The sequence below is a fragment of the Pseudomonas sp. P5_B3 genome (genome assembly GCF_056400405.1).
The window spans coordinates 17011-38519 of sequence record NZ_JBFULI010000037.1; the positions used below are offsets into that span (position 1 = coordinate 17011).

At 60.4% G+C, this 21509-nt stretch carries 19 protein-coding genes; 6 read left to right on the forward strand and 13 right to left on the reverse strand.

Annotated elements, in window-relative coordinates:
* Positions 1–78 precede the first annotated feature (78 nt).
* Both lptG and lptF read right to left on the reverse strand, forming a co-directional pair.
* On the reverse strand, positions 79–1140 hold the full coding sequence (lptG, locus tag AC1DRN_RS20550; RefSeq protein ID WP_223460286.1) for an LPS export ABC transporter permease LptG: 1062 nt from the start codon (positions 1138–1140) through the stop codon (positions 79–81).
* Positions 1133–2251 carry an LPS export ABC transporter permease LptF gene (gene lptF / locus AC1DRN_RS20555; protein ID WP_223460283.1) on the reverse strand — a complete coding sequence of 373 codons (1119 nt, stop codon included), beginning with the start codon at positions 2249–2251 and terminating at the stop codon, positions 1133–1135. Before lptF ends, lptG begins: the two co-directional genes overlap by 8 nt.
* Before the next feature lie 323 nt (positions 2252–2574).
* On the opposite strand from lptF, the gene AC1DRN_RS20560 reads away from it, so the two are divergent.
* Genes AC1DRN_RS20560 through AC1DRN_RS20570 form a run of 3 tightly spaced genes read left to right on the forward strand, consistent with a single transcriptional unit; the run spans position 2575 to position 4970 of the window.
* The gene (locus tag AC1DRN_RS20560) at positions 2575–4065 is read left to right on the forward strand and encodes a leucyl aminopeptidase (RefSeq protein ID WP_223460281.1); all 1491 of its coding nucleotides are present in this window, start codon (positions 2575–2577) and stop codon (positions 4063–4065) included.
* Positions 4066–4125: 60 nt separating this feature from the next.
* A complete protein-coding gene (locus AC1DRN_RS20565; RefSeq protein ID WP_223460279.1) occupies positions 4126–4554 on the forward strand; it encodes a DNA polymerase III subunit chi in 429 nt (142 codons plus the stop codon).
* Positions 4555–4562: 8 nt separating this feature from the next.
* The gene (locus AC1DRN_RS20570) at positions 4563–4970 is read left to right on the forward strand and encodes a DNA polymerase III subunit chi (protein ID WP_223460276.1); all 408 of its coding nucleotides are present in this window, start codon (positions 4563–4565) and stop codon (positions 4968–4970) included.
* A 150-nt stretch (positions 4971–5120) separates the two neighbouring features.
* On the opposite strand, the gene AC1DRN_RS20575 is transcribed toward AC1DRN_RS20570, so the two are convergent.
* On the reverse strand, positions 5121–5888 hold the full coding sequence (locus AC1DRN_RS20575) for a sulfite exporter TauE/SafE family protein (protein WP_223460274.1): 768 nt from the start codon (positions 5886–5888) through the stop codon (positions 5121–5123).
* A 213-nt stretch (positions 5889–6101) separates the two neighbouring features.
* On the opposite strand from AC1DRN_RS20575, the gene xseA reads away from it, so the two are divergent.
* The 3 genes from xseA to leuA all read left to right on the forward strand — a co-directional run bounded on the left by xseA (position 6102) and on the right by leuA (position 10438).
* Positions 6102–7481, forward strand: coding sequence for an exodeoxyribonuclease VII large subunit (xseA, locus tag AC1DRN_RS20580; protein WP_223460271.1), 1380 nt, complete (start codon positions 6102–6104; stop codon positions 7479–7481).
* A gap of 3 nt (positions 7482–7484) precedes the next feature.
* On the forward strand, positions 7485–8306 hold the full coding sequence (locus AC1DRN_RS20585; protein ID WP_223460268.1) for a peptidoglycan DD-metalloendopeptidase family protein: 822 nt from the start codon (positions 7485–7487) through the stop codon (positions 8304–8306).
* A gap of 452 nt (positions 8307–8758) precedes the next feature.
* Positions 8759–10438, forward strand: a complete 1680-nt coding sequence (leuA, locus tag AC1DRN_RS20590; RefSeq protein ID WP_223460266.1) for a 2-isopropylmalate synthase — start codon at positions 8759–8761, stop codon at positions 10436–10438.
* Positions 10439–10624: 186 nt separating this feature from the next.
* Here the strand turns inward: leuA and AC1DRN_RS20595 are convergent, their stop codons facing one another.
* From AC1DRN_RS20595 to rlmN, 10 genes are all read right to left on the reverse strand, one after another.
* Positions 10625–11416 (reverse strand): amidohydrolase, encoded by a 792-nt coding sequence (locus AC1DRN_RS20595; protein WP_223460264.1) that lies wholly within the window; start codon positions 11414–11416, stop codon positions 10625–10627.
* Positions 11404–12552: a pyridoxal phosphate-dependent aminotransferase gene (locus tag AC1DRN_RS20600; RefSeq protein ID WP_223460262.1), complete on the reverse strand. Its 1149-nt coding sequence runs from the start codon at positions 12550–12552 to the stop codon at positions 11404–11406. Before AC1DRN_RS20600 ends, AC1DRN_RS20595 begins: the two co-directional genes overlap by 13 nt.
* Positions 12553–12686: 134 nt before the next feature.
* Positions 12687–14156: a ribosome biogenesis GTPase Der gene (gene der / locus AC1DRN_RS20605; RefSeq protein ID WP_108216525.1), complete on the reverse strand. Its 1470-nt coding sequence runs from the start codon at positions 14154–14156 to the stop codon at positions 12687–12689.
* Positions 14157–14292: 136 nt separating this feature from the next.
* Complete coding sequence (gene bamB / locus AC1DRN_RS20610; protein WP_223460260.1) at positions 14293–15444, reverse strand: outer membrane protein assembly factor BamB; 1152 nt, start codon at positions 15442–15444, stop codon at positions 14293–14295.
* Positions 15437–16078, reverse strand: a complete 642-nt coding sequence (locus tag AC1DRN_RS20615; protein WP_223460258.1) for a YfgM family protein — start codon at positions 16076–16078, stop codon at positions 15437–15439. Before AC1DRN_RS20615 ends, bamB begins: the two co-directional genes overlap by 8 nt.
* 41 nt (positions 16079–16119) lie before the next feature.
* The gene (gene hisS, locus AC1DRN_RS20620; protein WP_223460256.1) at positions 16120–17409 is read right to left on the reverse strand and encodes a histidine--tRNA ligase; all 1290 of its coding nucleotides are present in this window, start codon (positions 17407–17409) and stop codon (positions 16120–16122) included.
* Positions 17410–17447: 38 nt separating this feature from the next.
* Positions 17448–18557, reverse strand: a complete 1110-nt coding sequence (gene ispG, locus AC1DRN_RS20625) for a flavodoxin-dependent (E)-4-hydroxy-3-methylbut-2-enyl-diphosphate synthase (RefSeq protein WP_003185136.1) — start codon at positions 18555–18557, stop codon at positions 17448–17450.
* 3 nt (positions 18558–18560) lie between these two features.
* The gene (locus tag AC1DRN_RS20630) at positions 18561–19580 is read right to left on the reverse strand and encodes a RodZ domain-containing protein (protein WP_223460254.1); all 1020 of its coding nucleotides are present in this window, start codon (positions 19578–19580) and stop codon (positions 18561–18563) included.
* Positions 19580–20338 carry a type IV pilus biogenesis/stability protein PilW gene (gene pilW / locus AC1DRN_RS20635; RefSeq protein WP_223460252.1) on the reverse strand — a complete coding sequence of 253 codons (759 nt, stop codon included), beginning with the start codon at positions 20336–20338 and terminating at the stop codon, positions 19580–19582. The genes AC1DRN_RS20630 and pilW overlap by 1 nt, the downstream gene beginning before the upstream one ends.
* 12 nt (positions 20339–20350) lie before the next feature.
* Positions 20351–21499, reverse strand: coding sequence for a dual-specificity RNA methyltransferase RlmN (gene rlmN, locus AC1DRN_RS20640; protein WP_223460250.1), 1149 nt, complete (start codon positions 21497–21499; stop codon positions 20351–20353).
* Positions 21500–21509 lie beyond the last annotated feature (10 nt).

Here is a 21509-nt window from a genome sequence, read left to right on the forward strand (position 1 = left end):
AGACGGTGCCTACAAAAACGCCCCGGTCTTGCGACCGGGGCGTTTTTTATTACCTGTCAGGCCGGAAAATACCCGCCATCAACCGGCTCGACGCAATAACCAGAGCCCCGCCACGGCACAAATACCCGCCGGCAGCAGCACCGAAAGCAACGGTGGGAAGCCGAATACCAGGCTGGAAGGCCCCAACAGATCCTGAACGATGCGGAAGGTGAAGCCCACCAGCACACCGGTAAACACACGCTGGCCGAGAGTTACCGAACGCAATGGACCGAAAATGAAGGAAATGGCCATCAGCACCAACGCGGCAGTGACCAACGGCTGCAATACCTTGACCCAAAATGCCAGCCAATAGCGGCCATTGCTCAACCCCTGGTCCGCCAGATAGTGGATGTAACCCCAAAGGCCGCTGATCGACAGCGACTCCGGCACCATGACCACGGTGTTCAGCAACTGCGGGCTCAACGCGACTTCCCAACGCTCATCCGGGGTCGAAACCACTTCGGTGCTGCGCTCGTGGAACAGCGTGGTCGTGACATCCGTCAACTGCCAGTGATCCGTGTCGAACTCGGCACGCTTGGCGAAGCTGGCCGACAGCATGTGCCGTTCGTTGTCGAAACGATAACGGGTCACGCCATACAGGATGCCGTTGGGTTGTACCGAGTTGACGTGAATGAACTCATCGCCCTGGCGGTGCCACAAGCCGTGCTTGGCGCTTTGTGCATCACCGCTCCCCTGAGCCAGCGAGCGATTGGCCTGCGCGGTGGTTTCGGCAGGCGGCGCGATGTACTCGCCGACCAGCACACCGGCGAGCATCAATACCAGCATCGGTTTCATGACCGCCCAGACGATCCGGCCGATCGACACACCGGCAGCACGCATGATGGTCAGTTCACTGTTGCTGGCCAGGCTGCCCAGACCGATCAGGCAACCGATCAGCGCCGCCATCGGCAGCATTTCGTACATCCGGCGCGGCGCGGTCAGCGTCACATAACTCAGCACATCGAGCAGGGTGTAGGTATCGGTGACTTCACTCATCTCGTCAATGAAGGCAAACAGTGTCGCCAGGCCGAGAATGATCCCGAGCACTGCCAGAATCGCAATGAGTACGCTGCTACCAATGTAGCGATCCAGCTTAACCACGGGCCACCTCCAGCGCGCTGCGGCGACTCGCCCTCTTCAAACGCAGGGGCTCCCAATAAAGCAAGCCCAGGCCAATGACCAGGAAAATCCCGTGCACCCACCACAAGCCCAGCACTGCGGGGATCTTGCCCTTGTCGAGGGCACCGCGGGCGGCAATCAGAATGGTCAGGTAAGCCATATAAAGAAGAATCGCCGGCAGTAATTTGAGGAATCGGCCCTGACGCGGGTTGACCCGCGACAACGGCACCGCCATCAAGGTCACGATGAACACCAGCAACGGCAGTGACATACGCCATTGCAATTCGGCGCGCAAACGAATGTCTTCACTGCCGATCAACGTACGGGTCGGCATCGCATCACGGTCGGTGACTTCGTCGCTGACGTCCGGCTTTGGCAGCAACACACCATACTCGTCGTACTTGATCGCCCGGTAGTCGGCCTGCCCTGGATTACCGTCATAGCGATAGCCGTTATCAAGGATCAGGTAGCGGTTGCCGTCCGGGCGAATTTCCTGACGCCCCTTTTCCGCCACCAGGACAGAAATTCCGCGATCCTTGTTGTTGGAACTGATGTTCTTTTGCGAGATGAACACACCGCCCAGATTGACGCGGTCATCCGTCATGCGCTCGGTGTAGGTGACCCGGGTACCGTCTCGCAGGGCCTGGAAACGCCCTGGCTCCAGGGTATCGAATTCAGTCAGGGCGTCCTGCTTGTTCAGCAGCAACTGAAACTGGTTGGCCCCTTGTGGCGCCAGACTCAGGCTCAGCCACGCCACGATGAGTGCAACCAGGGTGGCCGGAAACATTGTCATCCAAACCAGCCGCTGCTGGCTCATGCCGGTAGCCGAGAGCACGGTCATTTCACTATCGAGGTACAGGCGTCCGTAGGACAACAGGATCCCGAGAAACAGGCCCAGCGGCAGAATCAGCTGGAGAAACCCCGGCAGACGAAAGCCCATGATCAGGAACAGCGAACCCGGATCCAGCAGGCCCGAGGCCGCCTGGGCGAGGTATTTGATGAAGCGCCCGCTCATGATGATGACCAGCAGCACGGCGCTGACGGCGCTCAAGGTCAACAGGACTTCGCGGGATAGATAACGGAAGACGATCAAACCAGACACTCCAGGGTTGTCAGGCTAAGGCGGCCAAACAAGCAAACGTATCGGACAGCCCGCAAGGCAGAGCCGCCGAAAAAAAGATGGCGCATTATCCTGTGATTGGGTGCACCTGTCACTGCGCAAGCTCAAGCAGCCGGTCAAAGCACCGAAGATCGTACAACCGAGGGTTGTCAGCCGCCGGTAGCGAGGTTCAAACTGCGGCCTTTGTGGCCGGTCGATCCCGGCGCCTTTCTTTTGCTTTCTATTTAAATGCAGGCAAGTGACGCACATAGGGTGTCGGGCGCTTGCGTGCTAACCATCAATTCAGGGACCCGGACATGGAACTGGTTGTAAAAAGCGTCAACCCGGAAACGTTGAAGACCGCCACGCTGGTGGTTTCCGTTGGCGAAGGCCGCAAGCTCGGCGCTGTTGCCAAACAACTCGACGAACTGAGCGGCGGCGCGATCAGCGCAGTGCTCAAGCGCGGCGATCTGGCCGGCAAGGTTGGCCAGAGCCTGTTGCTGCACAGCCTGCCGAACCTCAAGGCCGAGCGTGTGCTGCTGGTAGGCGTTGGCAAGGACGACGAACTGGGTGACCGCCCGTTCCGCAAAATCATCGCCGGCATCCTCAATACCCTCAAAGGCCTGGGCGGCAGTGATGCGGTGCTGGCCCTGGACGAAATCGTGGTCAAGGGTCGCGACAGCTACGGCAAGACCCGTCTGCTGGCGGAAACCCTGATCGATGGCGAGTACCAGTTCGACCAGTTCAAGAGCCAGAAAGCCGAACCCCGCGCCCTGAAGAAAATCACCCTGCTGACCATCAAGGCGGCTCAAGCTGAAGTGCAGCGCGCCGTGGCCCACGCCACTGCCATCGCCAACGGCATGGCCTTCACCCGCAACCTGGGCAACCTGCCGCCAAACATCTGCCACCCGACCTTCCTCGGTGAACAGGCCAAAGACCTGGGCAAAGAGTTCAAGGAACTGAAAGTCGAAGTCCTCGACGAGAAGAAGATCAAGGCCCTGGGCATGGGCTCGTTCTACGCCGTCGGCCAGGGCAGCGCCCAGCCACCGCGCCTGATCGTCATGCAATACAACGGCGGCAAGAAATCCGAGAAGCCGTACGCGCTGGTCGGCAAAGGCATCACCTTCGACACCGGCGGCATCAGCCTGAAGCCGGGCGCCGGTATGGATGAAATGAAGTACGACATGGGCGGCGCCGCCAGCGTGTTCGGTACCCTGCGTGCCGTGCTGGAGCTGAAGCTGCCGATCAACCTGGTGTGCATCCTGGCCTGTGCCGAGAACATGCCGAGCGGCAACGCTTCGCGCCCGGGCGACATCGTCACCACCATGAGCGGCCAGACCGTGGAAATCCTCAACACCGACGCCGAAGGCCGTCTGGTGCTGTGCGACGCCCTGACCTACTCCGAGCGCTTCAAGCCGCAAGCGGTGATCGACATCGCCACCCTGACCGGTGCCTGCGTGGTCGCCCTGGGTTCCCATACGTCGGGCCTGCTGGGCAACAACGACGAACTGATCGGCCAACTGCTGAGCGCCGGCAAGGCTGCCGACGACCGCGCCTGGCAACTGCCGCTGTTCGATGAATACCAGGAACAGCTTGACAGTCCATTTGCCGACATCGCCAACATTGGCGGCCCGAAAGCCGGCACCATCACCGCGGCCTGCTTCCTGTCGCGCTTCACCAAGAACCTGAACTGGGCTCACCTGGACATCGCCGGCACGGCCTGGACCAGCGGCGGCAAGGACAAGGGCGCCACTGGCCGTCCGGTTCCCCTGCTGACCCAGTACCTGCTGGACCGCGCCAAAGCCTGAAACCGATGATGGGCTGCGGCGTCACTTTCCAGTGACGCCGTTTGCCGCTCTGGAACCGCAATGACCAAAGTCGACTTCTATATCCTGCCCAGCGCCGATCCTTCGGCACGCCTGGACTTTGCCTGCAAGCTCACCGAGAAAGCCTGGCGCATGGGCCACCGCATCTACCTGCATTGCAGCGATGCGGCCCAGCGTGACGATCTCGATGCGCGGTTGTGGGCGTTCAAGGGCGAAAGCTTCGTGCCCCACGGCCCTGCCGACAGCGAACCTGACGGTTTGATTGTTTTGGGGTTGGGCAATGACTGCGGACAACATCAGGACCTGCTGGTCAATCTCGACCTGAAAGTCCCGGCCTTCGCCAACAAGTTCGCCAGAGTGGCGGAAGTGGTGGTGGAGGATCCGACGATCAGAGCGGCCGCGCGGGAGAGTTTCCGTTTCTACCGCGAACAGGGCTATCCTCTGCAAGATCACCGTTTACAGCGACTCTGAGCCTTTCAATGGACACTCCAAAACCGCTGCAACAGTCCGCGCACCTGCTGGACGACCTCGAGTCGATCCGCCAACTGCTCGGCGATGACAACCTGCAACCGCCCCTGCTGACCGACACGGTCGAGGACGGTGACCAGGAACAGATTCCTATGCTGTTCGACGCCGTCAGCGAGCCTTCGCCACCCGTTGTTTCGACAGCCCCGCCCCCCATCGTTGAACCTGTCACCGCGACGACATCGACGCCTGCCGCCAGCAAGAACCCGGATGACTTGCTGCACCTGGACAGCGAATTGCGCGCCGCCGCGCAGTTGATCATGCAAGACGTGATCGACGATTTCGCCCCGCACATCGAGACCGAAATCAAACGCCGCCTCAGTGCACGACTGGAGCGGTTGTTGAGCCAGTACAACGACTGAACAACTTACGGCGGGGGCTCTTCTGTGGGAGCGAGCTTGCTCCGGGCGGCGATCCGACGATAGCGGTCGAACAGACACATCGATGTTGAATGTGACGCCCTCATCGCGAGCAAGCTCGCTCCCACATAAAAGCCTCGCTACGGGCAACCTTCAGGTGCTCAAGTAACGCCCAATCAATGCAATCCCGCTGACCAGCACCAGCCACGTCACCAGGCGCACGAACGCCTCGCGAGACAACCTCATGGTCAGCCGTCGACCAAACCACAGCCCCAGCGCCATCGCCGGCAACAGACAAACCGCCAGCACCAGCAACGGTAAATCGGCATACACACCGGCGATTGCAAACAGGCTCAAACGCACCACCGTACTGCAGCTGATCAACGCGCTTTGGGTGGCCCGAGCCGCCTCCTTGGGCAAACGGCTGTTCAGATAGATCGCATACAAAAAACCGCCGCTGCCAAACAACGCGCCAAACATTCCGCCCACCGTCCCCATCGGCACCGCCCAAGCGGCGGACAACTGCGCCGGACGTGCCTTTATCCACAGGCTGTAAATCGCATAGGCGCTGATAAACACCCCCATCAACAACAGCAACAGGTCGGACTTGAGGTTCAGCAGAAAAATCACCCCCAGCGTGCACCCCACGGCCATGCAGGGCAGTAACCGCAACAGCTCCGGCCTCGCCACATCGCGCCGCGAAGGCAACAGATTGCCAAATGCCGCGACAAAATCGAGCAACACCAGCAACGGCACGATCTTCGACAGCGGCATGAACAGAATCAGGATCGGCCCCGCCACCAGCGCCGTACCGAAGCCGGCGATGCCGAACACGATGTAGGCCAGGGCGATGCCCGTACCGATGGTCAGCCAGTTCGCAGCACCGAAATTCCATTGACCTAACAACTCAAGCACGCTCATTCCCCTGTCTTCCTTGATTACCGACAACGACTTTAACCTTCTGGGAGCGAGCTTGCTCGCGATGGCGTCTTAAAATTCACCGACGATGTCGCCTGCTGGACCGCTATCGTCGGATCGCCGCCCGGAGCAAGCTCGCTCCCACAAAAAGCCTCCCAGAAGGGAATTGTGCAGGATCATGGAGATTGACCACAGAATGCCTTTAAACTGCGCCCCATGATTAAAGATCCCTTTGCAAGACTCGGCCTGGACCGCGAAGTCCTGACCGTCAGCCAACTCAACGGCCGCGCGCGGGTGTTGCTCGAAGACGTGTTCAGTAACATCTGGGTCGAAGGCGAAATCTCCAACCTCGCCCGTCCGGCGTCGGGCCATGTGTACTTCACCCTCAAGGACAGCGGCGCCCAGGTGCGTTGCGCGCTGTTTCGGCAAAACGCGGCACGGGTTCGCCAGGCCTTGAAGGACGGCCTGGCGGTCAAGGTGCGCGGCAAAGTCTCGCTGTTCGAAGGGCGCGGTGATTATCAGCTGATCCTCGATACCGTGGAGCCGGCCGGTGATGGCGCCTTGCGCCTGGCCTTCGACGCACTCAAGGAAAAACTCAGCGCCGAAGGCCTGTTCAGTGCCGAGCGCAAGGTCCCGCTACCGGCGCACCCGCAACGCATCGGCATCATCAGTTCGCCCACCGGCGCGGTGATCCGCGACATCATCAGCGTGTTCCGCCGTCGCGCACCGCAGGTGCAGTTGACCCTGATCCCCACCGCCGTACAGGGCCGCGAAGCCACCGCGCAGATTGTCCGTGCCCTGAAACTGGCAGATGCCCGGGGTTTCGACGCACTGATCCTGGCCCGAGGCGGCGGTTCGCTGGAAGATCTCTGGTGCTTCAACGAAGAAGCCGTGGCCCGCGCCGTAGACGCTTGCGTGACGCCAATTGTCAGCGCCGTCGGCCATGAAACCGACGTATCGATCAGCGACTTCGTGGCCGACGTTCGCGCGCCCACCCCTTCCGCTGCCGCCGAATTGCTGGCACCGGACTCCGGCGATCTGGTGCGTCGGGTCGAAAGCCTGCACCGACGGTTGGTGATGCGCATGCGTGACCGCTTGATGCGCGATCGACTACGCCTGGAAGGCATTTCCCGGCGCCTGCGTCATCCCGGCGAGCGCCTGCGCCAGCAAGCACAACGCCTGGATGACCTGGACATGCGCATGCGCCGCGCGTTCGAGCGCAGCCTCAACACCCGTCGCGAACGCTTGATCCGCCTGGAAACCCGTTTGGCCGCACAACATCCGGGCCGGCAACTGGCAATGCTTCGCCAGCGCCTCGACAGCCTGGCCGAACGCCTGCCGCGCGCGATCCGCGAAGGGCTGAAGAACCGTCGCTTGCAGTTGCAAAGCCAGATGCAGACGCTGCATGTGGTCAGCCCGCTGGCGACCCTCGGCCGTGGCTACAGCATCTTGCTGGACGAGCGCGGCAACGCGATCCGCAGCGCCGCGCAAACCCATAACGGCCAGCGTCTCAAGGCCAAGTTGGGCGAAGGCGAACTGCAAGTGCGGGTCGAAGACAATCACCTGACGCCTGTCACCCTTTCTTTACTGGACTGATCCATGCCGCGTTTCCTCGCTCCGCTGCTGTTGCTGTGCCTGACCGTCAACGCCAACGCCGACAGCTACATCACCCGCCTGTTGAACAAACCGGTGCCGGGCGGCGTTGCGGTGGTGGATCTGGGCACGTCCGCCCAGGCGCCAAAAGCCACTTATCAAGGCAAACCGGTGCTGGTGGTCAAGGAACAGAGCAACTGGCTGGCCATCGTCGGCGTGCCACTGACGGTCGAGCCAGGGGCTCAATCGGTCAGCAGCGGCGGTCATAATTTGAATTTTACGGTTGGCAACAAGAAGTACCCGGAACAGCGCATCACCCTGAAGAACACCCAACAGGTCAATCCGGACCCGGAGAATCTCAAGCGCATCGAGCGTGAACTGGCCGAACAGATTGCGGCCTACCGCACATTCAGCCCCAACACCCCGAGCAACCTGCTGCTGGACAAACCGGTGAACGGGCCGCTGTCGAGCAAGTTCGGCGTGCGCCGCTTTTTCAACGGTGAAGAGCGCAACCCCCACTCTGGCCTGGACTTCGCCGTGGGCGCCGGCACACCGATCAAAACCCCGGCCGCAGGCAAGGTGATCCTGATCGGCAACTACTTCTTCAACGGCAATACGGTGTTTGTCGACCACGGCCAGGGCTTTATCAGCATGTTCTGCCACATGTCGAAAATCGACGTGAAGGTGGGGCAACAACTGGCCCGGGGTGGCGTGGTCGGCAAAGTCGGTGCGACCGGCCGGGCGACCGGGCCGCATATGCACTGGAATGTCAGTCTGAACGATGCGCGGGTCGACCCGGCTATTTTCATTGGTGCGTTTCAGCCCTGATCCGTGAATAAGGCCTCTGGCCTCATCGCGAGCAAGCTCGCTCCCACAAGGATTGTGCTGTACCTGTGGGAGCGAGCTTGCTCGCGATGGCAATATCACAGACACCGAAAGCAGTCCGGCAGTGTCACCTCATCAATTGCGCACCACTCAAACCTCGCGCAAACAACAAAACAAACACTGCCATTCACAGCAATAAAATCTCGATAAATACCCGCTCACGAGTATTCCTCTCAATTTTTTTCGACTGCTTGCCAACCTTCACCCCCGCGGTTAGGGTTGAAGGCATGAAAACCTCTCACACCCTCATTCAGCTCCGCCAGCACCGCAGCCTGTGCCTTGTCAGCGCACGACTGCCGGGCTGAATCGTGGTGCCTCGTCCCAAGCGTAACTCCAAGAACTTTTGATCCACCGGCAGGCCGCCTTTTTTCGGCCCAGACAATAAGGATTTCCCGATGAGCATGCTCAAAGACCCGTCTTCGAAATACCGCGCGTTCCCGACCATCGACATCCCGGACCGCACCTGGCCATCGAAGACCATCACCGCCGCGCCGATCTGGTGCAGCTCGGACCTTCGTGACGGCAACCAGTCGCTGATCGAGCCGATGGACGCGGTCAAGAAGCTGCGCTTCTGGAAAACCCTGGTGCAGGTCGGCGTGAAGGAAATCGAAGCGTCGTTCCCGGCTGCCTCGCAAACCGACTTCGACTTCGTCCGCACCCTGATCGAAGGCAACCACATCCCTGACGACACCACCATCCAGGTGCTGACCCAGGGCCGTGAAGACCTGATCGAACGCACCTTCGAATCCCTGCGCGGCGCGAAGAAAGCCATCGTTCACCTGTACAACGCGACCTCCCCTTCCTTCCGCCGCATTGTCTTCAACCAGGACAAGGACGGGGTCAAGGCCATCGCCGTGAACGCCGCCAAGCTGTTCGTCAAATACGCCGCCCAGCAGCCGGACACCGAGTGGACCTTCGAATACTCGCCAGAAACCTTCAGCGCCACTGAGTTGGAGTTCGCCAAGGAAGTCTGCGATGCGGTGATCGAAGTCTGGAACCCGACGCCCGAGCACAAGATGATCCTCAACCTGCCGGCCACGGTGGAATGCGCGACCCCGAACATCTATGCCGACCAGATCGAATGGTTCGGCCGTCACATCAACCGTCGTGACAGTGTGATCATCAGCCTGCACACCCACAACGACCGTGGCACTGGCGTTGCTGCCACCGAACTGGGCCTGATGGCTGGCGCCGACCGTGTCGAAGGCTGCCTGTTCGGCAACGGCGAGCGTACCGGTAACGTCGACCTCGTGACCGTGGCCCTGAACCTCTACACCCAGGGCGTGAACCCTGAGCTGGACTTCTCCGACATCGACGGCGTGCGCAAAGTCGTCGAAGAGTGCAACCAGATCCAGGTGCACCCGCGCCACCCGTACGTCGGCGACCTGGTGCATACCGCGTTCTCCGGCTCGCACCAGGATGCGATCCGCAAGGGCTTCGCCCAGCAGAAACCGGACGAGTTGTGGGAAGTACCGTACCTGCCGATCGACCCGGCCGACATCGGCCGCAGCTACGAGGCGGTCATCCGCGTCAACAGCCAGTCGGGCAAGGGTGGCATCGCCTACCTCCTGGAACAGGAATACGGCATCAGCCTGCCGCGTCGCATGCAGATCGAGTTCAGCCAAGTTGTGCAGCGTGAAACCGACCGCCTCGGCCTGGAAATGACCGCCCAGCAAATCCACGCGCTGCTGCACAGCGAGTACCTGCAGGCCAACACCCCGTACGCGCTGGTCAGCCATCGCCTGCAGGAGGAAAACGGTCATAGCGCCGTTGAAGTGGAAGTGGCCAGCCAGGGCCAGGGCGAGACTAACCTGCACTGGCGCGGCAAGGGCAACGGCGCCCTGGAAGCGCTGGTGGCCGGCCTGCCGGTACCGGTGGAAATCATGGACTACAACGAGCACGCCATCGGCGCGGGCACCAATGCCAAGGCCGCGGCCTACATTGAACTGCGTGTGAACGGCGAGCGCGCGGTGCATGGCGTCGGCATCGACGAAAACATCACCACCGCGAGCTTCAAGGCCCTGTTCAGTGCGCTGAACCGTTCGCTGAGCCAGCCGGAAGCGAAAGCGGCGTAAGCCATCAGCCGAAAAGCAAAAGGCCCTGGGGTGTGAACCTCGGGGCCTTTTTGTTTGCCTGTCCGTTTTGTGTTGCCTGTCCCAGCCCCATCGCGAGCAAGCTCGCTCCCACAGTGTCCGCGTTCACACCGATCCACTGTGGGAGCGAGCTTGCTCGCGATGGCGGTCTATCAGGCAACAAAAATCTCAGGTGAACTGAAAGGTATCGGCATCCAGATTCGCCGGAAACCGCTGCCGATACGCCGCCAGTTCCACCGCATCCAAAGTCACCTTGAACACCCCGTCCGCCTCTCCGGCACTGAGCAGCGTCTCACCCTGGAAATCCAGCACCTGACTGTCACCCGTGTACGCAAAGCCTTTGCCATCCGTGCCAATGCGGTTCACCGCTGCTACATAGCACAGGTTCTCGATCGCCCGCGCCGGCAACAAGCGGTTCCAGTGCTGGCGCCGTGCACCTGGCCAGTTGGCGGTGTACAGCAGCAGGTCGGTGTCCTGGGCGTCGCGGCTCCACACCGGGAAGCGCAGGTCGTAGCAAATCAGCGGTCGCACGCGCCAGCCCTTGAGCTCGAACTGCACCTGGCGTTCGCCGGGGGTGTAGTGGTTGTGCTCACCGGCCATGCGGAACAGGTGACGCTTGTCGTAATGCAGCACCTCACCGTCCGGTCGCGCCCACAGCAGGCGATTGCGATGGCTGCCATCGGCCGCCTGAACGATCACGCTACCGGTAATCACTGCATCAAGTTGCGCCGCCTGAGCACGCAGCCATTTGCTGGTCGGACCATTTTCCGCTTCAGCGAGGGTCTCGGACTCCATGGAAAAACCGGTAGTGAACATTTCCGGCAGGATGATCAGGTCAGCGCCACGAGCCTGCTCCAGCAGTGGCTCGAAATGCTCCAGATTGGCCTGACGGTCGTGCCAGGCCAGGGACGTCTGGATCAGCGCCACGTTCAGATTGGACAATGCACTCAGATCACGCATAGTTTTTCCGCTGCTTCCCGCAGGGTCTCCTCACGCTTGGCAAAACACAGCCGCACCAGGCGCTGGCCTTCTGGCGGCGTCTGGTAGAACACGGAAATCGGGATACTCGCCACGCCATGCTCGCGCGTCATCCACAGGGCCATCTCGACGTCATTGAGGTCCGGGCGGATCTGCGAGTAATCGACCAGCTGGAAGTAAGTACCGGCCACGCGAGTAAAACTGAAGCGTGACGGCGTCAGCAGATCGCAGAACAGATCGCGCTTGGCCTGATAGAAGTCCGGCAGCTCTTCGACGTGTTCAGGATGCTCGGCCATGAAATCGGCCAAGGCATACTGCAGCGGTGTCACGCCGCAGAAACTGACGTACTGGTGCACCTTGCGCAATTCCGCCGTCAGGGCCGGGGGCGCGATCACGTAGCCGGTTTTCCAGCCGGTGACGTGGTAGGTCTTGCCGAACGAACTGACCACGAATGCACGCTGATACAGCTCTTCATGGGCCAGCACGCTGACGTGGGGTACGCCGTCATACACCAGGTGCTCGTAGACTTCGTCGCTGATCACATAGATATCGCGATCACGGATCAACGCTGCCAACTGGTCGAGTTCGGCACGGCTGATCAACGCACCACTAGGGTTGTGCGGAGTGTTGAGAATGATCATCCGCGTGCGCGGACTCATTGCCTCGGCGAGCTTCTGGAAGTCGATGCTGAAATCGTTCAGGCCCAGCTGCACATGTACACAACGACCGCCGGCCAGTTCTACCGAGGGCTCGTAGCTGTCGTAGGCCGGGTCAAACACAATGACTTCGTCACCGCTGTGGATAACTGCCTGGATGGCGCAAAAGATCGCCTGGGTCGCACCGGGGGTGACCGTCACTTCGTTATCGGCATCGACCTTGACACCATAGCTGCGGGCGATCTTCGCCGCGATCTGCTGACGCAACACCGGCAGCCCGGTCATTGGCGAATATTGGTTATGGCCGCTGGCGATATGCCGGCCGACCGCATCGCACAGGGCCTGCGGGGCAGCGAAATCGGGGAAGCCCTGGGACAGATTGAGCGCGCCGGTCTGTGCCGCGAGCTGAGACATCTGAGTGAAGATAGTGATGCCGACATTCGGCAGCTTGCTGGTGATCATCGGTGGTTCCCTGCTCTACACCCGGCTCTACGGCGGCGCGGGGGAGTCCGAGGATAGCCCAAACGGCGCCCATAAAAAAAGGGCGCTCTGGTGAGCACCCTTCTTATCGCCGAGCTCCTACATGAAGTGATGAATCACTTCTTGTCGCGGCGCTTCTTGTCGGCTTTCTTGTGGTGCGACATCAAGCGACGCTTCTTGTTGACCTGACGGTCGGTGAGCGTGTTCTTGTTGCCTTCGTACGGGTTCTCGCCACCCTTGAACTCGATGCGGATCGGCGTACCGACCAGCTTCAGGACACGACGGTAAGTGTTTTCCAGGTAACGAACGTAAGACTTCGGCACCTTCTCGATCTGGTTACCGTGAATCACGATGATCGGCGGGTTCGCACCACCCAAGTGGGCGTAACGCAGCTTGATCCGGCGGTTGTTGACCATCGGAGGGGCGTGCTCACCGACTGCATCTTCCAGGATCTGGGTCAGGCGGTTGGTCGGCCAGCGGGTTACTGCGGATTTGAACGAGTTCTGTACCGAGGCGTAGAGGTTGCCCACGCCGGTGCCGTGCAGTGCCGAGATAAAGTGAATATCGGCAAACTCGACGAAGAACAGGCGACGCTGCAACTCGATCTTGACGAAGTCGCGCTCGCTTGGCGTCATGCCGTCCCACTTGTTGATCGCGATGACCAATGCACGACCGGCCTCGAGGGCAAAGCCCAGCAGGTTGAGGTCGTGGTCCACCACGCCTTCGCGGGCGTCCATCACGAAGATCACCACGTTGGCGTCTTTGATCGCTTGCAGGGTTTTGACCACGGAGAACTTTTCGACTTCTTCGTGGATCTTGCCGCGCTTGCGCACACCGGCGGTGTCGATCAGCGTGTACTTCTCGTCATTACGCTCGAACGGGATGTAGATACTGTCGCGGGTGGTACCGGGTTGGTCATAGACGATGACCCGGTCTTCGCCGAGCATGCGGTTGACCAGGGTCGACTTGCCGACGTTCGGACGGCCGATGATCGCGATCTTGATCCCGTCTTTTTCGCTTGGGCCAGGAATGCGCTTGGCTTCCTCGCCTTCGGCGACGTCTTCTTCCTCGCCTTCTTCCGGCTCTTCTTCGTCTTTCGGGAATTCGCTCAGGGCGATTTCCAGCATCTGAGTAATGCCACGACCATGAGCGCCAGCGATCGGGATCGCGTGTCCCATGCCCAACGGAGCGAATTCGGCGCGGGCCATTTCAGGGTCGATGTTGTCGACCTTGTTGGCAACCACATAGGAACGCTTGTTACGTTTGCGCAAATGCTCGGCGATCATCTGGTCGGCGGCGGTAAAACCGGCCTTGGCATCTACCAGGAACAGCACGACATCCGCTTCTTCAATGGCCAGCAGCGATTGCTCGGCCATTTTTTCGTCCATACCGTGCTCGTCACCGGAGATACCACCGGTGTCGACCAGAATGTAGGAACGCCCTTGCCACTTGGCCTCACCGTACTGGCGATCACGGGTCAGACCGGACAAGTCGCCGACGATGGCATCACGAGTCCTGGTCAGGCGGTTGAACAAGGTGGACTTGCCGACGTTTGGTCGGCCCACCAGGGCGATTACGGGAACCATGCGGCTCTCCACTTCGTTATTTCAGAAAATACAAAAGCCGCTGCGTGGCAGCGGCTGGTGCTCGGGGCAGCGCCTGAAAGCGCTGCAAACCCCGGTAAACCGGAGCCGCCTGGGGGGTTAACCCCAAGCATAGTCGTTACTTGATGGTCAGGGCTTCCAGTTTGCCGCTGTTGCCATATACATAAATCGTGTCACCCATCACCAGCGGACGGGCACGCAGGCCGTCGCTGTCGATGCGCTCGCGGCCGACGAAACGACCGTCCACCTGACTCAGCAGGTGCAGGTAACCTTCCAGGTCACCGACTGCAACGTAGCTGGAGAACACTTCCGGGGCCGACAGTTGACGACGGGCCAGCGAATCGTTGCTCCACAAGGCTGTGGTGGAACGCTCGTCGACGCCTTCAACGGTGCCCGAAGACAGGCTCACATAAACGGTGCCCAGACCCTGGGCGACACCGGAGTAGCTGGAAGCATCACGCTGCCAGAGCTGACGGCCGCTTTGCAGGTCCAGAGCGGCAACGCGCCCCTGATAGCTGGCGACATACAGCGTCTCGCCCGACAGCAGCAAGCCACCGTCGATATCGACCACACGCTCCAGCTCCGAACGACCTTGCGGGATCGCTACGCGCTGCTCCCACACCGGTACGCCGTTGGAGATATCCACGGCAACCACTTTACCGGTCGACAGGCCAGCCACCGCGAGGCGGTTGGTCACGATCGGCGCACTGGTACCACGCAGGGTCAGTACCGCAGGCGTGCTGTCATAGATCCAGCGACGGTTACCGGTGGAGGCATCCAGGCCGATCAGGCGATCATCCTGAGTCTGAACCACCACAACGTCACCGTTGTTGGCTGGCGGAGCCAGCACTTCGCTGGACACGCGAGCGCGCCACTTCTCTTCACCGTTGATAGCGTCCAGGGCAACGATTTCACCCTTGAGCGTACCGATGGTGACCAGACCGTAACCTACGCCAACGGCGCCGGAGACAGGCAGCTCGAGATCTTTCTTCCACTTGACGTCGCCCGTGTTGCGGTCCATCGCCATCAACACGCCAGTGACGTCGGCAGCATAGATGGTATCGCCATCGATGGCCGGAACCAGCATGTTGTAGGTTTCGCCCTGACCGTCACCGATCGAACGGCTCCACTGCTTGTGCAGAACCACTTCTTCCTTGAAGTCGACCAGTTCGGCCGGAGGCAATTCTTTTTTGCTGTTGCTGCTGCAACCCGCGGCCAACAAGGCCAGGGCCAGCAATGCTGCATGTTTCCAACGAATCACGTCACGCATCCCCTTTGGCCAGGTCGTCCAGCTTGATTTGCAGGCCACCGACCGCCGCTTCATCCGACAGTGCCGCCTTGGCTTTTTGATACGCCGCGCTCGCCTCATCGGTACGACCCAACTGCACCAGCAGGTCGCCCTTGAGCTCTTCGCGAGTGGCCAGGAATGCCTTGTCGGCATCGCCTTCGAGCAGCTTCAGTGCTTCGTCGGCCTTGTTCTGCGCGCCGAGTACCTGGGCCAGACGCTGACGGGCGATTTCGCCCAGCGCCGGGTTGGCCGGTTTGTCGACAATGGCTTTGAGCTCGCTGGCAGCGTCGTCCAGCTTGCCGCTGTCGACCGCAACCTTGGCCACGAACAGGCTGCCGTACTGCGCGTAGGCGCTGCCGCCGAACTCGCTGTTGAGCTTGCGGGCCAGGTCCGAAACACGGGCCGCATCAGGCTTGCCGTCAGGCGTCAGCGTGGTTTCGAGCAATTGCTGATAGAGCATCGAGGCGCCTTGCGACTGATTGCTCTGATACTTGTGGAACGCCTGCCAGCCGAACACGATGACCAGCGCCAACAGGCCGCCAGTGACCAGGGGCTTACCGTTGCGTGACCACCATTCCTTCAATTCCGCCACATGTTCGTCTTCGGTACTCGACACCCCAATACTCCTTAATCGCTAATTCGGCTGTTTAGACAGCTTCAACCCTGCACGACGCAGGTGGCCAGGTGAGCGGCAAGCGCATCCCAGGCAATGCTTTGTTGTTCGCCCTGGCCACGCAGGGGTTTGAAACCTACCACTTGCCGGGCCATTTCGTCGTCACCGAGGATCAGCGCATACAGCGCGCCGCTCTTGTCGGCTTTCTTGAACTGGCTTTTGAAACTGCCGGCGCCGGCATTCACTTGCAGGCGCAGGTTGGGCAACTGATCACGAACGCGCTCTGCCAGGGTCAGGCCGGCGAGCTCGGCGGCTTCACCGAAGGCGCAGAGGTAGACGTCGACCTGACGGGAGATCTCTTGCGGGATCTGCTCCAGGGTTTCCAGCAACAGCACCAGGCGTTCGATGCCCATGGCAAAACCAACGCCGGCGGTCGGCTTGCCGCCCATCTGCTCCACCAGACCGTCGTAACGGCCACCGGCACATACGGTGCCCTGGGCGCCGAGCTTGTCGGTGACCCACTCGAAAACGGTCTTGCTGTAGTAATCCAGCCCGCGAACCAGCTTCGGGTTGATCACGTAAGGAATGCCGGCAGCGTCCAGGCGAGCCTTGAGGCCCTCGAAATGCACGCGGGATTCTTCGTCGAGGTAGTCGGCCATTTTCGGCGCATCGACCAATACCGCCTGGGTATCGGCGTTCTTGGTATCAAGAACCCGCAGCGGGTTGGTTTTCAGGCGACGCTGGCTGTCTTCGTCGAGCTTGTCCATGTGCGCCGAGAGGAACTCGACCAGTGCTTCGCGATAACGACCACGGGATTCGCTGGTACCCAGGCTGTTGAGCTCGAGTTTTACCGCATCGCGGATGCCCAGTTCGCCCCACAGGCGCCAGGTCAGCACGATCAGCTCGGCGTCGATGTCCGGACCGTCGAGGTTGAACACCTCCACGCCGATCTGGTGGAACTGGCGATAACGGCCTTTCTGCGGACGCTCGTGGCGGAACATCGGGCCGATGTACCAGAGCTTCTGAACCTGGCCACCGCCGGTGATGCCGTGTTCCAGCACTGCGCGCACACAGGCCGCCGTGCCTTCAGGGCGCAGGGTCAGGGAGTCGCCGTTGCGGTCGTCGAAGGTGTACATCTCTTTTTCGACGATGTCGGTCACTTCACCGATGGAACGCTTGAACAGTTCGGTGAACTCGACGATCGGCATGCGGATCTGCTTGTAACCGTAGTTATCCAGCAGCCGCGAAACGGTGCCTTCGAAATGACGCCACAGGGGGGTCTGTTCGGGCAGGATGTCGTTCATGCCACGAATGGCTTGCAGAGACTTGCTCACAAAAATTCCTTAATTCGTTCGGCTCTTTTTAGCCAGGCTTAGCCGCGCGCAATAACGGCAGCGTCAGCTTCGACCTTTTCGGCCGCTTTCTGGCGGATCAAGCGTTCAAGCTCATCCACCAGATTGTCATTCGTCAGTTTCTGCGACGGCTTGCCGTCGATGTAAATCAGGTTCGGCGTGCCACCGGTCAAGCCAATATGGGCTTCCTTGGCTTCGCCCGGACCGTTGACCACGCAACCGATGACCGCGACATCCAGCGGTACCAGCAAGTCTTCGAGGCGCCCTTCCAGCTCGTTCATGGTCTTGACCACATCGAAATTCTGCCGCGAGCAGCTCGGGCAGGCGATGAAGTTGATGCCACGGGAACGCAGGTGCAGGGATTTGAGAATGTCGTAGCCGACTTTCACTTCCTCGACCGGGTCGGCCGCCAGCGAGATGCGGATAGTATCGCCAATCCCTTCGGCGAGCAGCATACCGAGGCCCACGGCAGATTTCACCGTGCCGGAACGCAAACCACCGGCTTCAGTGATGCCCAGGTGCAGCGGCTGGACGATTTCCTTGGCCAGCAGGCGGTACGCTTCGACGGCCATGAACACGTCGGAGGCTTTCACACTGACCTTGAAATCCTGGAAGTTCAGGCGCTCAAGGTGCTCGACGTGACGCAAGGCAGACTCGACCAGTGCAGCCGGGGTCGGCTCGCCGTATTTCTTTTGCAGGTCCTTTTCCAGGGAACCGGCGTTCACGCCGATACGGATCGGGATCCCGCGGTCACGGGCGGCATCCACCACCGCACGCACGCGGTCTTCGCGGCCGATGTTGCCCGGGTTGATCCGCAGGCAATCGACACCCAGTTCAGCTACGCGTAGAGCGATCCGGTAGTCGAAGTGAATGTCGGCAACCAAGGGTACTTTGACAAGCTGCTTGATCTTGCCGAAGGCTTCGGCGGCGTCCATGTCCGGTACGGAGACCCGCACGATATCGACGCCGGCCGCTTCCAGACGATTGATTTGCGCGACAGTGGCCGCGACATCGTTGGTGTCGCTGTTGGTCATGCTCTGCACAGCGATAGGTGCATCGCCGCCAACAGGCACGTTACCGACCCAGATCTTGCGGGATTCGCGACGTTTGATTGGAGATTCGCCGTGCATGACTTATTGACCCAACTTCAGGCGAGCAGTCTCGCCACTGGTGAACGGAGCGACATCAACCGGCTGGCCGTTGTAGCTGACCTGAGCGCCGCGGGCAAAGCCCAGACGCACGGTAAACGGTGGTTTACCATTGACTGCCAGGCTGTCGCCTTTGCGTTTGAGACCGCTGAACAGCACCTTGCCGCTACCGTCGGTCACTTGTGTCCAGCAATCGGCGGTGAACTGCACCTTGACCTGGCCTTGACCGGCCACTGGCGCGGTTACCGCTGGAGCAGGAGCGCTCGGGGCTGCCGGAGCAGTCACGACCGGGGCCGGGACGGCAGGCACCGCCGGCGTCACTGGCGCCGCGACAACTGGCGCCGGATTGTGAGCGGGTGCGGCTGGTGTTGCCGGCGCAGCAGGGACGGCCGGCGCAGTCGCCTGAGCATCCGCCGGCACTTCAGCCGGAGTGTCGGCCTGTGGCAGCACGAGGACGGTTCCGCCTTCGGTCTGACCTTCCACGACGGCCTGGTCTTCCGGCTCGTCCAGCGGATGAATCTGCGTAGTACCGTCGGCGCCTTCGACTTCAACGTGTTCCGGAACCAGCCCGATCAGGTCCTTGGTACGCATCGAGGTCTGATCCTGCCACCAGACGAAACCGCCACCGATCACCGCGATCAGCAACAGCAGGCTGACGATTCGCAGGATGGTGTGGGAAACCCGGACCGGCTCTTCGATACGACCCAGACTGTGAACACTGCTGCCCTGGGAGTCGGTACCGGTGGATTGATCGAATTGCTTGACCAGTACGGCCTGGTCCATGCCGAGCAATTTGGCATAGGTACGGATATAACCACGGGCAAAAGTATGCCCGGGCAACTTGTCGAAAGCGCCGGCTTCCAGATTGCTCAGGGAAGTGGTGGTGAGGTTGAGCTTGAGGGCCACTTCGGCCAGCGACCAGCCATTGCTTTCGCGGGCCTGGCGCAAAATCTCACCGGGGTTAACGCGATTCGCTGCTACAACTTCAGGATGCGCCGCTTTCATCATTGCTCCGACAGGTATTGCTGATATTCCGGCGTACCGGGATAGAGTCTTTTTAGTTGCAGGCCTTTGCTTGCGGCCTTGTCGCGGTCTTCGAACACTTTTGCCAGCCGAACGCCGAGCAACAGACTACGTGCATTTTGTTCGGAGAGCTGGCTAAAACGGTCGTAATAATCACGCGCGGGCACATAATGCCTGTCTTCGTAAGACAACTCAGCCATTTCCAGCAATGCACGAGGTTGTTGGCGGTTCAGGCGCAGGGCTTTTTCCAGTTGCTGCAGGGCCAGATCACGCTGACCGAGCATTGCAGCGGTCATGCCCAGGTTCTCGAACACCCGCGAACGCTCAGGATACAGTGTATCGGCGGCGGCTTGTTCAAAGCGCTCGTAGGCTTCCTTGTAACGTTTCTGCTCGAACAGAAAACTGCCGTAGTTATTGAGGATTCGTGCATCGGCGGGACGGGAAGACAGTGCCTTGCGAAAATGCTCGTCGGCAAGTGCAGGTTCCATCTCGGCCTGGAACACCAGCCCCAGTGCCGCATTGGCATCCGGGTCGGAGCCATCCAGCTCCAACGCTTTCTTCAGCGGAACCTTGGCGCGCTCGGTCATGCCTTGTTGCAAATACCCGATACCCAACTGAACGTACGCCTCACGCGCTTCATCGCGGCCCTTGCTGGTCTTCATCGGGTTGTAGTCACCCGAAAGCACGCAGCCAGCACACAGGCTGGCCAACAACAAAAGCAGCGCAAAGCGCAGGGACATAGAGATCCTCTCTTAGTTATTGTTCGCAGCGTTCGTCGCCAGATCGCTGTCGGCGTTCAACTCACGCACGGCGATGTAACGTTCGCTGCGACGGGTGCGATCCAGCACCTGCCCTACCAATTGACCACATGCGGCGTCGATGTCTTCACCACGGGTGGTGCGGACGGTGACATTGAAACCTGCATGGTGAAGCTGATCCTGAAAACGACGAATGGCGTTGTTGCTCGGACGCTCGTACCCGGAGTGCGGGAACGGGTTGAACGGGATCAGGTTGATCTTGCACGGGATGTTCTTGAGCAGCTCGATCATTTCCACCGCGTGCTCGACCTTGTCATTGATGTCTTTGAGCAAGGTGTATTCGATGGTCAGCACGCGCTTTTCGCCGAGATTCGACATATAGCGCTGGCACGACTCGAGCAGCATCTTAAGCGGATACTTCTTGTTGATCGGCACCAATTGGTTACGCAATGCGTCATTGGGTGCGTGCAGGGACAACGCCAGGGAGACGTCGATGTGCTTGGAGAGCTCATCGATCATCGGCACCACGCCAGAGGTCGACAGGGTCACACGGCGCTTGGAAATGCCGTAGCCCAGGTCGTCCATCATCAAATGCATGGCCGCGACGACGTTGTCGAAGTTCAGCAGCGGCTCACCCATGCCCATCATCACCACGTTGGTGATGGCACGGTCGACGGTTGCCGGGACGCTGCCAAAGGATTTGTTGGCAATCCACACCTGGCCGATGACTTCGGCGGCGGTGAGGTTGCTATTGAAACCTTGCTTGCCGGTGGAGCAGAAACTGCAATCCAGGGCACAGCCTGCCTGGGACGAAACGCACAAGGTGCCGCGTTTGCCCTGGGGAATGTATACGGTCTCGACGCAGCTGCCGGACGCCACGCGCACCACCCACTTGCGGGTGCCGTCGCTGGAGATGTCCTCGCTGACCACTTCCGGACCACGGACCTCGGCAACAGTCTTGAGCTTTTCGCGCAAGGCCTTGCTGACGTTCGTCATGGCATCGAAATCATCGACACCAAAGTGGTGAATCCATTTCATTACCTGACCGGCACGGAAACGCTTCTCCCCGATTGAGTCGAAGAATTTTTCCATTTCCAGCTGAGTCAGACCCAGCAGGTTAGTTTTTACAGTCGATGTAGTCATGGATTCACCT

Coding starts and splice junctions, on each gene's coding strand:
- AC1DRN_RS20560 (WP_223460281.1), top strand. CDS start 2,575: ATGGAACTGGTTGTAAAAAGCGTCAACCCGGAAACGTTGAAGACCGCC.
- AC1DRN_RS20575 (WP_223460274.1), bottom strand. CDS start 5,888: ATGAGCGTGCTTGAGTTGTTAGGTCAATGGAATTTCGGTGCTGCGAAC.
- AC1DRN_RS20630 (WP_223460254.1), bottom strand. CDS start 19,580: ATGAAAGCGGCGCATCCTGAAGTTGTAGCAGCGAATCGCGTTAACCCC.
- xseA (WP_223460271.1), top strand. CDS start 6,102: ATGATTAAAGATCCCTTTGCAAGACTCGGCCTGGACCGCGAAGTCCTG.
- bamB (WP_223460260.1), bottom strand. CDS start 15,444: ATGCGTGACGTGATTCGTTGGAAACATGCAGCATTGCTGGCCCTGGCC.
- pilW (WP_223460252.1), bottom strand. CDS start 20,338: ATGTCCCTGCGCTTTGCGCTGCTTTTGTTGTTGGCCAGCCTGTGTGCT.
- ispG (WP_003185136.1), bottom strand. CDS start 18,557: ATGCACGGCGAATCTCCAATCAAACGTCGCGAATCCCGCAAGATCTGG.
- AC1DRN_RS20585 (WP_223460268.1), top strand. CDS start 7,485: ATGCCGCGTTTCCTCGCTCCGCTGCTGTTGCTGTGCCTGACCGTCAAC.
- der (WP_108216525.1), bottom strand. CDS start 14,156: ATGGTTCCCGTAATCGCCCTGGTGGGCCGACCAAACGTCGGCAAGTCC.
- leuA (WP_223460266.1), top strand. CDS start 8,759: ATGAGCATGCTCAAAGACCCGTCTTCGAAATACCGCGCGTTCCCGACC.
- AC1DRN_RS20570 (WP_223460276.1), top strand. CDS start 4,563: ATGGACACTCCAAAACCGCTGCAACAGTCCGCGCACCTGCTGGACGAC.
- AC1DRN_RS20600 (WP_223460262.1), bottom strand. CDS start 12,552: ATGATCACCAGCAAGCTGCCGAATGTCGGCATCACTATCTTCACTCAG.
- AC1DRN_RS20595 (WP_223460264.1), bottom strand. CDS start 11,416: ATGCGTGATCTGAGTGCATTGTCCAATCTGAACGTGGCGCTGATCCAG.
- AC1DRN_RS20565 (WP_223460279.1), top strand. CDS start 4,126: ATGACCAAAGTCGACTTCTATATCCTGCCCAGCGCCGATCCTTCGGCA.
- rlmN (WP_223460250.1), bottom strand. CDS start 21,499: ATGACTACATCGACTGTAAAAACTAACCTGCTGGGTCTGACTCAGCTG.